We start from the raw sequence: 13,498 nt of genomic DNA, 5'->3' as shown, positions 1-13,498 counted from the left end.
AGGGGCTCGAGCATCGCATGGTGCGATCAGGCTGCAGCGGCCTCGGCCCTCCCCAACACGCCGGCGACGAAGGTGCGCAGCTCGGCATCCTGGGCATTGTCGAAGAAGCACTGCTGGAAGCGCGGGCCGCCCACGGCCTGCTTGACCAGGTCCGGGTCCAGCGCGCGCAGGCCGTCCAGGTAGGACTTGGCCAGGGCCTGCTTGACCTGGGTCAGGATGCCGGCGTTGGCCTGCTGCGATTCGCGGCGCTCGGCCGGGTAGCCCATGCCGCGCTCGCCGCTGAAGGCCTTCTCGAAGATATAGCGCACGTTGATCTCCGCGCCCCAGCCGTAGCCCTTGGCGAAGGCCAGCGCCAGCGCGTTGCCGTTGTTGACCTGGGCGAACAGGTAGGCGTCGGTCGGCTCGATGCAGTAGCCGCAGAACACGCCCGGGTGGGCGTTGAGCGACATCATCGCGCCCTGGCCGGTGCCGCAGCCGGCGACCACAAAGTCCACCGCGCCGGCGTTGAGCAGCAGGCCGGCGCAGATGCCCAGGTGGATGTAGGTCAGGCGGTGGTCGGCGTCGCCGTCCATGCCGACGTTGAACACGCTGTGGCCCTGGGCGGCGGCGACGTCGTTGAGCTGCTGCAGGATCACCGGGTTCTTGGCGGCCTGGCTGAACTCGTTCATTAGGGCGATTTTCATGGGGGTCCTTTGGTGGGGGATTGGGTGGTGGGATAGATCTGGATGGGATGAGAGGGGTCGGCGGTGGTCGCACCCTCATCCGCCCTTCGGGCACCTTCCCCCAAAAAGGGGGCCGAGGTCCCGAAGGGAGAAGGAGGAGCGGTTAGCGGGCGAGCCAGCCGCCGTCGACCGGGATCACGGTGCCGTTGACGTAGTCCGAGGCGCTGCTGGCCAGGAACACCGCGGTGCCGCCCAGGTCTTCCGGCACGCCCCAGCGGCCGGCCGGGATGCGCTCCAGGATCGCCTGGTTGCGCGCGGCGTCGGCGCGCAGTTGCGCGGTGTTGTCGGTGGCCATGTAGCCGGGGGCGATGGCGTTGATGTTGACGCCCTTGGCGCCCCACTCGTTGGCCAGCAGGCGGGTGATGCCGGCGATGCCGGACTTGCTGGCGGTGTACGAGGGCACGCGGATCCCGCCCTGGAACGACAGCATCGAGGCGATGTTGATGATCTTGCCGCTGCCCTGGGCGATGAAGTGGCGGCCGGCGGCCTGGCACATGAAGAACGCGGACTTGATGTTGACGTTCATGACGTCGTCCCAGTCCTGCTCGCTGAAGTCCACCGCGTCGGCACGGCGGATCAGCCCGGCGTTGTTGACCAGGATGTCGAGGCGGCCGAGGCCGGCCAGGGTCTCGTCGAGGATGCGCTGCACCGGCTCGATGCTGATCAGGTTGGCCTCGATGGCGATGAAGCGGCGGCCCAGCGCGGTGACCTTGGCCTCGGTCTCGGTCGGCGCCTGGATGCCGGCGGCGGCGATGTCGGCGCCGGCCTGCGCCAGGGCCAGGGCGATGCCTTGGCCGAGGCCGGTGTTGGCGCCGGTGACCAGGGCGACCTTGCCTTCGAGACTGAACGGATGGGTCATTGCGGGGGCTCCTAGAAGGGATGACGGTGGAGACGGTGGCGGCGCACGGACGGCGGCCTACTTGAGCTGGCAGATGTCCAGCACGTGCATGTCGGTGTAGTCGAGGTTCTCGCCGCCCATCGCCCAGATGAAGGCGTAGTTGGCGGTGCCGGCGCCCATGTGGATCGACCACGGCGGCGACACCACCGCCTCGTTGTTCTGCACCACGAGGTGGCGCTGCGCGTCCGGCTCGCCCATGAAGTGGTAGACGCGGTCGTTGGCGCCGAGGTCGAAGTAGAAATAGACCTCGCTGCGGCGGTCGTGCAGGTGCGGCGGCATGGTGTTCCAGACGCTGCCCGGCTTGAGCACGGTCAGGCCCAGCAGCAGCTGCGAGGACTGGCAGGTGGCCGGCACGATGTACTGGTAGATGGTGCGTTCGTTGCTGGTCTCCAACGCGCCGCGGTCCAGCGCCACCGCCTCGGCGATCGACAGCCGCTTGGTGGCGAAGCGCGCATGCGCCGGGGTGGAGGCCAGGTAGAACTGCGCTGGCGCGGCCGCGTCGTCGGAGGCGAACACCACCTCGGCGCTGCCCATCGCCACGTACAGGCCGTCCTTCGGGCCCAGCGGATACGCGGTGCCGTCGACGGTGACGGTGCCGCTGCCGGCACCGACGTTGATCACGCCCAGCTCGCGCCGCTCCAGGAACGGGTGACCGGCGGCCGAGGCCGGCTCGGTCTGCGCCGGCAGCGTCAGCGCCTGCGTGCGCGGGACGGCGCCGCCGAGCACGAAGCGCTCGTAGTGGGTGTACTTCAGGGTCACCGCGTCGTCCACGAACAGGCCGTCGAGCAGGTACAGGTCGCGCAACTGGTCGTTGCTGGCGCCCTTGATCGCGTCGGGATGGGTGGCGTAGTGGGTCTTGCAGTACAGGGACATGGGCTTCTCCAGTGCAGGCGACGGCATGCGGCAGCCCGCCACGGAGGACAGTCTAGCGGGTCTGGTAAACCGGTGTCATTGCGCAGTGCACGAACGGCGGGGATTGGGGAGTCGGGATTCGGGATGAGAGCGCTGCAGCGCTCGCTGATGGCGTGCTAACCGGGCGGCAGGGGCTGGCCGACGTCGATGCGGTTGCCGTCGGGGTCGGCGAAGACGAAGCAGCGCAGGCCGAAATCGGCGTCGCGGATCGCCTTGATGATGCGCACGCCCTGCGCCTGCAGGCGGTCGTGCAGCGCCGCCGCGTCGTCGACCAGCAGGTGGGCGACGTTGCTGGTGCTGCCGCGGTGACCGGCGCGCAGGGTCAGGTGCAGTTCGGCGTCGTCCTTCTTCAGGATCACGAAGCCGACCGGGCTGCCGTTCTGGAACACGCTGCGGAAGCCCAGGCAGTCGGTGTAGAAGGCGACGGCGCGGGCGATCCCGGCGACGGGCACGGTCGGCGCCAGGCGGCCGAAACGGACCGCGGCGGCGGCAGGAACAGGGGACGACATGGCGAAGGCTCCTCGCAGCAAGGCCGCGTGGGTCCGCCCGGGCGGTGCCGGAACGGAGCGGGCCTTGGATGGGCGGAGCGGTGTCCGCACGGTCGGCCGGCAGTCTACACCGGCCGCGCCGCGCTCAATCCTCCGGCGGCTGGCAGGAGTCGCGCACGATCAGGTGCGGGCGCACGCTGGCCACCGCCAGCGACGGCGTGCCCTCGGGCTGGATCAGCATCGCCGCGGCGGTGCGGCCGGTGTCGCGGGTGTGCCGGCGCACCGAGGTCAGCGACGGCCACAGCCGCGAGGCCAGCGGGCTGTCGTCGTAGCCGATGATCGACAGCTGGCGCGGGATGTTGATGTTGGCGCGCAGGGCGACCTTGTACACGCCGGCGGCCATCTCGTCGTTGCCGGTGAAGATCGCGCTGGGCCGCTGCTTGCCCAGCAGCAGCTTCTCCGCCGCGGCCACGCCCGACTCGAAGGTGTAGCCGGCCTCGACGATGCGCGCCGGCGGCAGCTCGATGCCGCGCCGGGTCAGCGCGTCGATGAAGCCGGCGGTGCGCTCGTGCGCGGAGCGGTAGGCGCTGGGGCCGGTGATCAGGGCGATATCGCGGTGGCCCAGCGACAGCAGGTAGTCGGCGGCCTCGGCGGCGCCGTCGCGGTCGTGGGTGACCACCATCTGCGAGGTGTCGTCCAGCGGCAGCGAGGCGATGCGGGTGTAGCGCACGCCGATCCCGGCGAGCATGTCGGCCAGCGCCTGGTCCTCCGAGGCGCGCGGCACCAGGATCACCCCGTGCAGCTTCTGCTGCTGCACGAAGCGGCGCACGCCCTCGATGTAGCCGGGGCTGCGGCTGTCGCAGGGATGCACCACCAGCTCGAAGCTGGAGCCGCGCAGCGCGTCCAGCGCGCCGTACTGCATGTCCACGATGTACTGCGCGGTGGGATTGTCGTAGACCATGCCGATCAGGAACGAGCGGCGGAACGCCAGCCCGCGCGCCAGCGGATCCGGCGCGTAGCCGACTTCGCGCATCAGCGCCTCGACCTTTTCGCGGGTGTCTTTGCGCACCAGCGGTGAGTTGTTGATGATCCGCGACACGGTCTTCTTCGACACCCCGGACAGGCGCGCGATGTCGTTGATCGTCGCGGCCTTGCCGTGAGCGGAAGCGGGAGCATCGGCGGGGCGGGGCTTGTTCGGCGCCATGGACGGAAAACCGGGCGAAAGAGAGGGGATTCTACTGGGTGTCATGTTCGCACCAGCGTACGGTCACGCAAGCGCTGTAGACGCAGCGCCCGGCGCGGGGCCGCGGCGCCACCGACGCCGGCCGCGGCGCTCGACGCGAACGGCTCGCGATTGCCGCCTGGCGCACGCCACCGGACCGACTCAGGCGCGCAGCGCGCGCGGCAACCACAGCGACAGCTCCGGGAAGAACGCCACGATCAGCAGCACGCACAGCGCCGCCAGCCAGAACGGCCAGATGGTGCGCATGCTCTGGGCCACGGTGATCTGCCCGATCGAGGTACCGATGAACAGCACCGAGCCCACCGGCGGGGTGATCAGGCCGATGCCGCCGGCCAGCACCATCACCAGGCCGAAATGGATCGGGTCGATGCCGTAGGCCTTGGCCACCGGCAGGAAGATCGGCGTGCAGATCAGGATCTTCGGCGCCAGGTCCATGAACATGCCCAGCAACAGCAGCATCACCACGATCATCAGCAGCACGGTGTGCTGGCTGTGGGCGATGGACTGCAGGAAGTGCACCGCCGCCGCCGGCACCTGCAGGTAGGCCAGCAGCCAGCCGAACACCGCCGCGGTGGCGATCACGAACAGGATCACCCCGGTGGTGCGTGCGGCATGCGTCACCGCGGCGAAGAACTCGGCCCAGCGCAACTGCCGGTACAGCAGCGCGGTGACCAGCAGCGCGTACACCACCGCGATCGCCGCGCTCTCCACCGCGGTGAAGATGCCGGCGCGGATGCCGACGAAGATCAGCGCGACCAGGCCCAGGCCCGGCAGCGCGCCGACCAGGCGCAGCGCCACCGCGCGCCAGCCCGGGAACGCCTCGGTGCCGTAGCCGCGCGCGCGCGCCACCGCATAGCCGGTGAGCATCATCGCCGCGGTCATCAGCAGCGCCGGGACGATGCCGGCCGCAAACAGGTCGGCGATCGACAGGCCGCCGCCGGCCGCGGCCGAGAACAGGATCAGGTTGTGCGAGGGCGGCACCAGCAGCGCCACCAGCGCCGCGGTCATGCTCACGTTGACCGCGTAGTCGCGGTCGTAGCCGCGGTTGATCATCTGCGGAATCATGGTGCCGCCGACCGCCGAGACGTCGGCAATGGCCGAGCCGGACACGCCGCCGAAGAACAGCGACGACAGCACGCTGACCTGGCCCAGGCCGCCGCGCATGCGCCCGACCAGCGAGGACGCCAGCGCGATCAGGCGATCGGAGATGCCGCCACGCAGCATCAGTTCGCCGGCGAAGATGAACAACGGGATCGCAATCAGCGACGCCGAGCCGCTGCCGGCGGAGATCTGCTGCACCAGCACCACCGCCGGCAGGTCCAGGTACAGCAGCGTGGCCAGCGCCGCGGCGCCCAGCGCATACGCCACCGGCACGCCAATCAGCAGCAGCACCACGAACAATCCCAACAGGATGGCGATGGCCATGCTCAGTTCCTCCCCATGGTGGTGCCCGGGCGCAGCACCCGCCAGGCCTGGTACAGCGCGAACACGCTCATCAGCGCGCCGCCGATCGACAGCGGCAGGTAGTTGATGCTCTGCGGCATCCGCGCGCCGGCCATCTTGATGTCCAGCCCGTCCAGCAGCAGCACCGCGCCCCACCAGGCGATCACCGCGCCGATCGCCGCCACCAGCAGCGGGCGCAGCAGGTCGATGCAACGGCGCAGGTTGGCGTGCAGCGTCTCGGCCAGCAGGAAGAAGCCGAAATGGCGGCGGGTGTGCACGCCGGCGGCCGCGCCCAGGCTCATCGCCGTGCTCAGCAGCAGCAGCGTCACCGGCTCGGTCCAGCTCGGCGAGTCGTTGAGCACGTAGCGGGTGAACACCTGCCAGCCCTGCACCACCACCAGCCCGAGCAGGGCGGCGGCGGCGGTGCCGATGGCGAAGGTGGCGATCCGGTCCAGCACGCGCTGCAGCGGCGGCACCGGGAGGGCGGGGTCGTGGTCGGTCATCGGCATGGGCTCAGGCGAAATCGCGGATGCGGCGGTAGAGGGCTTCGATCTCCGGCTGCTGCCGGTACTCGGCCAGCAGCGGCGCGGCGGCCTTGCGGAAGGCCGGCATGTCGACCGCGTTGACGGCCACGCCGTAGTCGATCACCTGCTGCCGCGCCTGCGCCTCGGAGGCGTCCCACAGCCGGCGCATCACCGTCACCGACTGCCGTGCGGTCTCCAGCACCAGCGCGCGCTCGTCCGGCGCCAGCGCCTGGAAGCTGCGCCGTGACATCACCAGCACGTCCGGCGCATAGGAGTGATCGCTCTGCGACCAGTAGTGCGCGGCCTCGAAGTGGCGGCTGGACTGGAAGCTGCGCATGTTGTTCTCGGCACCGTCGATCATGTGCGTTTCCATCGCCGAGAAGGTCTCGCCCAGCGACATCGGCGTCGGGTTGGCGCCGAGCATGCGCATCAGCTTGAGGAAGATGTCCGAGTTCGCCACGCGGAGCTTGAGCCCGTGCAGGTCCTTGGGCTGCCGCAGCGGATGCTTGGTGTTGTAGAAGCAGCGCGCGCCGGAGTCGTAGATCGCCAGCCCGACCAGGTCGCGCTGTTCGAAGCTGCGCAGGATGCTGTCGCCGACGTGGCCGTCGATCGCGCGGCGCAGGTGCGCCACCGAGTCGAACACGTACGGCAGGCACAGCGCCTGGGTCAGCGGGAAGGTGTTGTTCAACGCGCCGGAGTAAACGCGGGTGATGTCGATGGCGCCGAAGCGCGCCATGTCGATCGCCTCCGCCTCGCGGCCGAGTTGGCCGGAGTGGTACTGGCGCAGGCGCAGGCGGCCGCCGGTCTGCTGCTCCAGGGTCTGCCCGAACCAGCGCACCGCCTCCACGGTGGGGTAGTCGGCCACGTGCACGTCGGTGGCGGTGAGCAGGCGGGTATCGCCGCGCTGCGCCAGCGCACCCAGCGGCACGCTGGCCGCCGCCGCGGCGGTGATGCCTGCACCGAGGAATCGTCTACGAGTGATCATGCTGCGCCCTCCCGCGCGTCGTGGTCATCGCGCAGCCTAGGCCGCGACCGCCCTGCAATGAAGTTCGCCGTAGCCATCGAAGCGGATCGTCGCCTGCTGGCCGATGGCGATGTCGTGGATGCCGGTGGCATTGCCGGTGGCGATCAGCTCGCCGCGGCGCAGCGGCCGCCCGCGCCTGGCCGAGCGCGCCAGCGCGAACGCGAACGCCGCGCGCAGCCCGCCCGGCAGCAGCGTGGCGCCGCCGGTGCCCACGCACTGCCCTTCGATCCAGGTCTCGGCACGCAGCGCGGTTTCGTCCAGCGCGGTCCAGTTGGGCACCTGGGGGCCCAGCAGCAGGCCGTTGTTGTTGCCGAAATCGGAGATCACCACGCGCGGGCCCAACTGGTTGATCGTGGCCAGCGGGCTGCTCGCCACCTCGACCCCGACGAACAGCGTCGCCGGCACCTGGGCAGCCTGCTGCGAAGTCCAGTGCAACTGGTCGGCGGGGACATCCGCGTCCAGGCGCAGCACGTACTCGGCCTCGACCGCGCCGAAGCCGCCGTCGAACACCGGGATGTCGGCTGTTCCACCGGTAGCATTCCATAACGCAGCAGCGAAGATCGGGCCCAGCAGGCGCTCGTCCCCGGAGTGGTCGCGGCGCTCGGGCGCGATATAGCCGACCTTCCAGCCGACCACGCGGTCCGGCCATTGCGCGATCGCCAGGTCCTGCACGCGGTAGGCGGTCTCCAGGTCGTCCGGGATGACGCCAGGGAAATCGGGCAATGCGCGGCCCTGGCGGCGGGCCTGGACGAAGCGGGCCGCGATATCGGCCAACGCGGGCGGTGGCGTCTGCGACGGGCCGGAAGGAAGGCTCAAGGGCATCTCCGCAAGGATGGGGGGTCGGGAATTGCTGCGCCGCGCATCGACAGCGCGTTGCGCCGTTGTATATGGTAAACCGGTGTCATTGGCAATGTGCGGTGCGGCAAACAGCCTGGAATCGGGAATCGGGAATCGGGAATCGGGAATCGGGAATCGGGAATCGGGAATCGGGAATCGGGAATCGGCAACAGCAACAGCAACAGCAACAGCAACAGCAACAGCAACACAGCGTCATGCGTTGGCGCAGGCCGCGCGCACACTGGAAAGGCGGCCATCCGCGCCGCGCGGCTTCCTCCACCCACGCGAGATCTCGATGATGTCGGCCCACCTCCTCCCTACCCGCCTACGTCCCACCGAATCCCTGTCCCCGCGCTGCGGCAGGCGCCGGTCCCGTCCCTGCATCGCCGTGCTGGCGGCGCTGGGCCTGCTGCTGGGCGCGCTCGGTGCGGCCGCGGCGGCCGAGCGGCCGGCCAGCGAGAGCGCCGCCGAGCTGGCGGCGCGGCTGCCGCTGTGGCCCGGGCCGGCGCCGGGGTCGACGGCCGGGCCCGCGCAAGGGCACCTGGTCGAGCGCAGCGACGACCCTGCCCTGCCCGACCGCGCGCTCAGCGGCCGTTACCAGCCCTACCTGGTGGTGTACCGGCCGAAGCACCCGAACGGCAGCGCGCTGCTGGTGGCGCCCGGCGGCGGTTACGCGCGCATCGTGCTGGACAAGGAAGGGACGGCCTTGGTGCCGATCTTCGCCGAACAAGCCGGTATCACCCTGTTCGTGCTGCGCTACCGGCTGCCCGACGCGGCCGTCGACGGTGCCGCGGCGCGCGACCAGCCGCTGGCCGACGCGCAGCGCGCGCTGCGCCTGATCCGCGCGCATGCCGCGGACTACGGCGTGGACCCGCAGCGCATCGGCGCGATCGGCTTCTCCGCCGGCGGCCACGTCGCCGCCAGCCTCGGCACCCGCTACGACGACGCGGTATATCCGGCCCGCGATGCGATCGACCGGGTCAGCGCGCGACCGGATTTCCTGCTGCTGCTGTATCCGGTCATCGACATGGGCAGCGGCACCGCGGCGCACACCGGCTCGCGGCTACGATTGCTCGGCCGCCACCCGGATGCGGCGACCATGGCCGCCTACTCGCTGCAGAACCGCGTGCACGCCGGCATACCGCCCACCTTCCTGGTGCAGGCGCAGGACGACCCGGTGGTGTCGGTGGAGAACAGCCTGCTGTTCTACCAGGCGCTGCGCCAGGCGGGGATACCGGCCGAGCTGCACCTGTTCGCGCACGGCGGCCATGGCTTCGGTGTCCGTGGCATCGCCGGCCTGCCGCTGGCGGCCTGGCCGCAGCTGGCGTTGAGCTGGATGCGCAACGTGCAGGACGATCCGCGCGCCCGCGCGCCGATCCCGCCGCCGGCGGGCGGGAAGTGAACCACATGGCCTGCGCGCCGCTGCATGCCCCGCCAGGCGATCGCGTCGCCGGTGGCCGCCGCGCCGCCACGCCGCGAACGCGTCCCCGATCGCCTCGTCAGGAGTCCGTCCACGCATGACCGTCCGCCCTCGCCTGCCCGGCGCGCACACCGCCGCCTCCGCCGCTGCCGCCCCCGCCGACCACGGCCGGCGCCGCTTCCTGCGCGACGGCGCACTCGGCGCGCTGGCCTTGAGCGGCGCGCTGCCCGGTGTCGCGGCCGTGGCGGCGCCGACGCCAGCGACGCCACTGGCGCGCACCCGCAGCGGCCGCATCCGTGGCGTGCGCGACCAAGGCGTGTGCGTGTTCAAGGGCATCCCCTACGGCGCCGACACCGCGCCGCGGCGCTTCCAGCCGGCGCTGCAGGAACGGCCCTGGCACGGCGTACGCGACTGCAGCGCCTATGCCGCCTCGGCGCCGCAGCGAGGATCCGAGCCGGTCAGCGAGGACTGCCTGTTCCTCAACGTGTGGACCCCCGGCCTGCGCGATGGCGCGCGTCGCCCGATCCTGGTCTACATCCACGGCGGCGCCTACAACAACGGCTCCGGCAGCGACCCGCTGTACGACGGCGTGCGCCTGTGCCAACGCGGCGACGTGGTGGTAGTCAGCGTCAATCACCGCCTCAACGCCTTCGGTTATCTGTACCTGGCGCCGTTCGGCGGCCCCGCCTATGCCGCCTCGGGCAACGTCGGCCAGCTCGATCTGGTGCAGGCGCTGCACTGGGTGCGCGCGCACGCGGCCGAGTTCGGCGGCGATGCCGGCAACGTCACCGTGTTCGGCCAGTCCGGCGGCGGCGCCAAGATCGCCACATTGATGGCGATGCCGGCCGCGCAGGGCCTGTTCCACCGCGCCTGGACCATGAGCGGGCAGCAGGTCACCGCCGCCGGGCCGCGAGCGGCCAGCCAGCGCGCGCAGTTGCTGCTGCAGGCCCTGCAGTTGGCGCCATCGCAACTGGACGCGCTGCGCACGCTGCCGCTGCAGCGCGTGCTCGAGGCCACGCGCACGCCCGACCCGTCGCGCGCCGAGACCACGGCGCTGTACCTGGGCCCGGTGCTGGATGCGCAGGTGCTGCACCGGCATCCGTTCTGGCCGGACGCGCCGCCGCAATCGGCGCGCATCCCGATGGTGATCGGCAACACCCGCGACGAGACGCGTGCCTTCCTCGGCCACGATCCGGCCAACTTCGCGCTGAGTTGGGACGCCTTGCCGGACAGGCTGGCGCAGGAGCAGTTCGTGGACCTGTCGCCGCAGGTGGTGATCGCCGAGTACCGGCGGCTGTATCCGCACTACACGCCGAGCGAGGTGTTCTTCGCCGCCACCACCGCCGGCCGCTCCTGGCGCGGCGCAGTGGAGGAAGCCGAGGCGCGCGCGCGGCAGGGCGCGCCGACCTGGGTCTACCAGCTCGACTGGGGCTCGCCGCTGGACGGCGGCAAGTTCGGCGCCTTCCACACCCTGGACATCCCGCTGGTGTTCGACAACATCCGCCAGCCCGGATCGCGCACCGGCGACGGCGCCGACGCGCAGCGCATGGCCGATGCGATGAGCGCCGCGCTGCTGGCCTTCGCCCGCCACGGCGATCCCAACCACGCCGGCCTGCCGCGCTGGGAGCCGTATTCGCTGGCCCAGCGCGAGACCCTGCTGTTCGACACCGACAGCCGCCTGGCGCACGACCCGCGCGGTGGCGAACGCCGGCTCTACGCGCAGGTGCCGTTCGTGCAGCGCGGAACGTTCTGAGCGCCTGCGCCGCGTGGCCGCGCCGTCACCGGCGTGGCACAGGCGCAGACCAGGGCCGGGGTCACGTCGGCGAACGTGCGCATCCGCGACAATCCGGGCTCCCGCAGGCTGCCAGACCGCCACCATGCCGCCTTCCGCACCGCAGACGACCCTGCTCGCGCGCATCGACGACTGCTACCGCGCACTCAGCGGTCACGGCCTGTATTGCCCCGACGCCATCGCCGACCGCTACCACTGGCTGCATGCGCAGGCGCCGTACGCCATCCTGGCGCATGACGCCAGCGCCGACCCGGTGTTCTTCTACGCCAATCGCTGCGCCTTGCGCTGCTTCAAGTACAGCGAGGACGAGATGCTCGCACTCCCCTCGCGGCTGAGTGCAGCCCCGGCCAACCGCGCCGAACGGCAGCGGCTGCTCGATGCGGTCGCCCAGCGCGGCATTGCCGATGGCTACAGCGGGCAGCGGGTGGACAAGCAGGGCAACCGCTTCGTGATCCACGATGGCGAAGTCTGGCAGTTGGGCTTCGGCAGCAGCGCCGGGTGGGGCCAGGCCGCGCTGTTCTGGCCCAGCCCTCGGCATACGGTGGTGCTGGCGTAGCGGCAGGCAACGTGCCTCGTGGGAACGACTTCAGCGGCGACGCGCATTGCCGGTCACGCCTGTCGCGGCTGTAGCCGCTCCTACAACCGTGGAGCGCGCATCGAGGCGTCGGCCGGGCCGTGGTGAAAGGGACTTGCATTGCGGCGCGCGGCGCACCACGCACATGGATCCGCTACTGCCTGGCGCGGCGGAACGCATGGCGTTGCGCGCGGGGTAGTGAGCCTGCGCCGCACCAAGCAGCCAGGTATATCCGCCCCTGCCCGCGACGCGCGCAGGGCATCGTCGCCGCCCGCCATGGCCGTACCGGTACATGGCGGTTGCCGCATGCCTACCAGCCGGTGTCCTCGGCCAGCACCACACGGTTGCCGACGGCGCGCGCGGCGGCCAGCAGCGCCTCGGCGCGCTGCATCAGCGTGGCCGGGGTGTCCTCGGGCGTGGCCAGCAGCGCGCCGACGCTCACCGTCAGCGCCGGCGCCTCCGCCGCGTCCTGCGCGATCGCCATCACCTCGACCATGTCGCGCAACGCCGGCGCCACCTGGCGCAGGTGCGCGCCGCTGGCGTCGTACAGCACCAGCGCGAAGCGGTCGGCGCGAATGCGCATGGCCACGTCCAGCGGCCGCAGCAGGCACTGCATGGCCTCGGCCACCTCCAGCACCGCACGGTCGCCGGCACCGGCGCCAGCGCGCTGCACCAGCGCGGCGAAGCCGTCCAGTTCGACCAGGATCAGCGCCAGCCCGCGCTGCAGGCGCCGACGCTCGGCCAGCGCCACTGCCAGGTGTTCGTCGAAGCGGCGGCGATCGCCCAGCCCAGTGAGCGCGTCGCGCAAGGCCTCGTCGTCGCGCACCCGGCGCTGCAGGAAGCCTTCGCGGCGCGAGTGTTCGCGCAGGTAGCCGCCGACCGCACCGACCGGCACGGCCGTCCACAGCAGCCATTGCAGGCGCAGATAAGCGTCGCGTGCTGCGCCGTCCAGCAACAGGTGGCCGGCGGCGGCGCTGATCGCGCACAACAGCAGCGCCACCGCCACGCTCTGCCACAGCGCCAGGCCCAGCGGAAAGAAGCCCGCCACCAGCACCAGGGTCATCACCGCGGCCGCGTAGCGCAGTTCCTGCGGCGGATAGCCGACGCTCGACAGCACCAGCCCGGTGCCGCCGACCAGCAACAGCAACGCGGCGCGGCCGGGGCCGTGCGTGTCGGCGCGGTGGATCGCGGCCGCCACCCACAGCAGTGCCAGCAGGGTCGCCGCGCGCACCGCGATCGCATAGCCGAGCAGGCCGCCGCCGCCGCGCCAGCCGAAATGCACCGCATCCCAGGCCAGCAGCAGCAGCGCGATCAATACGCCCAGCGAGGCCGCCACGCGCTGCGCGAAGCCCAGCGTGGCGGCGGTGTAGTGGCGGTACGCCCGTTCCAGCGGAGGATCGAAACGCAGCGCGGCGAATCCCTTGCGCAGTTGCGCCGCGTAGGCCTCGCCCGGCGGCGTGTCGTGTGGCTCCTGGTAACGCTCGTGCATGCAGTCCCCTGTCGACGGCAGCGCGGCGCGAAGTGCGGAGCAGGTCACATCAAACGTGCAACCCGACTCCATTTCGCGCGGACGCTGCGGTGCCCACGTCGAGACCATGAAAAAGCACCGGCGCGCGATTGT

Annotated in this window: 13 protein-coding genes; 3 read left to right on the top strand and 10 right to left on the bottom strand. The window is 71.2% G+C overall.

The features are described 5' to 3' along the window. Positions 1–26 precede the first annotated feature (26 nt). The 9 genes from M3U25_RS16110 to M3U25_RS16070 all read right to left on the bottom strand — a co-directional run bounded on the left by M3U25_RS16110 (position 27) and on the right by M3U25_RS16070 (position 8,076). Positions 27–683 (bottom strand): RpiB/LacA/LacB family sugar-phosphate isomerase, encoded by a 657-nt coding sequence (locus tag M3U25_RS16110; protein WP_355501506.1) that lies wholly within the window; start codon positions 681–683, stop codon positions 27–29. Positions 684–825: 142 nt separating this feature from the next. Beyond that, a complete protein-coding gene (kduD, locus tag M3U25_RS16105; protein WP_184502774.1) occupies positions 826–1,581 on the bottom strand; it encodes a 2-dehydro-3-deoxy-D-gluconate 5-dehydrogenase KduD in 756 nt (251 codons plus the stop codon). A 57-nt stretch (positions 1,582–1,638) separates the two neighbouring features. Continuing rightward, positions 1,639–2,493, bottom strand: coding sequence for a 5-dehydro-4-deoxy-D-glucuronate isomerase (gene kduI / locus M3U25_RS16100; RefSeq protein ID WP_242158240.1), 855 nt, complete (start codon positions 2,491–2,493; stop codon positions 1,639–1,641). A 155-nt stretch (positions 2,494–2,648) separates the two neighbouring features. Beyond that, complete coding sequence (locus tag M3U25_RS16095) at positions 2,649–3,041, bottom strand: glyoxalase superfamily protein (RefSeq protein ID WP_242158238.1); 393 nt, start codon at positions 3,039–3,041, stop codon at positions 2,649–2,651. 124 nt (positions 3,042–3,165) lie between these two features. Continuing rightward, positions 3,166–4,224 carry a LacI family DNA-binding transcriptional regulator gene (locus M3U25_RS16090; protein WP_010343057.1) on the bottom strand — a complete coding sequence of 353 codons (1,059 nt, stop codon included), beginning with the start codon at positions 4,222–4,224 and terminating at the stop codon, positions 3,166–3,168. 180 nt (positions 4,225–4,404) lie between these two features. After that, positions 4,405–5,688: a TRAP transporter large permease gene (locus M3U25_RS16085; protein ID WP_184502771.1), complete on the bottom strand. Its 1,284-nt coding sequence runs from the start codon at positions 5,686–5,688 to the stop codon at positions 4,405–4,407. Positions 5,689–5,690: 2 nt separating this feature from the next. Beyond that, complete coding sequence (locus M3U25_RS16080) at positions 5,691–6,209, bottom strand: TRAP transporter small permease (protein WP_184502770.1); 519 nt, start codon at positions 6,207–6,209, stop codon at positions 5,691–5,693. Positions 6,210–6,219: 10 nt separating this feature from the next. Further along, positions 6,220–7,215 carry a TRAP transporter substrate-binding protein gene (locus tag M3U25_RS16075; protein ID WP_355501513.1) on the bottom strand — a complete coding sequence of 332 codons (996 nt, stop codon included), beginning with the start codon at positions 7,213–7,215 and terminating at the stop codon, positions 6,220–6,222. A gap of 36 nt (positions 7,216–7,251) precedes the next feature. Further along, on the bottom strand, positions 7,252–8,076 hold the full coding sequence (locus tag M3U25_RS16070; RefSeq protein ID WP_355501516.1) for a 2-keto-4-pentenoate hydratase: 825 nt from the start codon (positions 8,074–8,076) through the stop codon (positions 7,252–7,254). A 403-nt stretch (positions 8,077–8,479) separates the two neighbouring features. Here M3U25_RS16070 and M3U25_RS16065 point away from each other — a divergent pair, with 403 nt between their 5' ends. From M3U25_RS16065 to M3U25_RS16055, 3 genes are all read left to right on the top strand, one after another. After that, positions 8,480–9,493, top strand: coding sequence for an alpha/beta hydrolase (locus M3U25_RS16065; protein ID WP_355501519.1), 1,014 nt, complete (start codon positions 8,480–8,482; stop codon positions 9,491–9,493). 115 nt (positions 9,494–9,608) lie between these two features. Next, the gene (locus M3U25_RS16060; protein ID WP_355501522.1) at positions 9,609–11,264 is read left to right on the top strand and encodes a carboxylesterase family protein; all 1,656 of its coding nucleotides are present in this window, start codon (positions 9,609–9,611) and stop codon (positions 11,262–11,264) included. 124 nt (positions 11,265–11,388) lie between these two features. After that, the gene (locus tag M3U25_RS16055) at positions 11,389–11,859 is read left to right on the top strand and encodes an MEKHLA domain-containing protein (RefSeq protein ID WP_242158212.1); all 471 of its coding nucleotides are present in this window, start codon (positions 11,389–11,391) and stop codon (positions 11,857–11,859) included. 328 nt (positions 11,860–12,187) lie between these two features. On the opposite strand, the gene M3U25_RS16050 is transcribed toward M3U25_RS16055, so the two are convergent. Beyond that, positions 12,188–13,366: a GGDEF domain-containing protein gene (locus tag M3U25_RS16050; protein WP_355501526.1), complete on the bottom strand. Its 1,179-nt coding sequence runs from the start codon at positions 13,364–13,366 to the stop codon at positions 12,188–12,190. Positions 13,367–13,498 lie beyond the last annotated feature (132 nt).

It is taken from the genome of Xanthomonas sp. PPL134, from assembly GCF_040595915.1.
GTDB classification, from domain to species: domain Bacteria; phylum Pseudomonadota; class Gammaproteobacteria; order Xanthomonadales; family Xanthomonadaceae; genus Xanthomonas_A; species Xanthomonas_A indica.
Note: the sequence above shows the minus strand (reverse complement) of the source record. Positions and strands in the feature narration are given on the sequence as shown.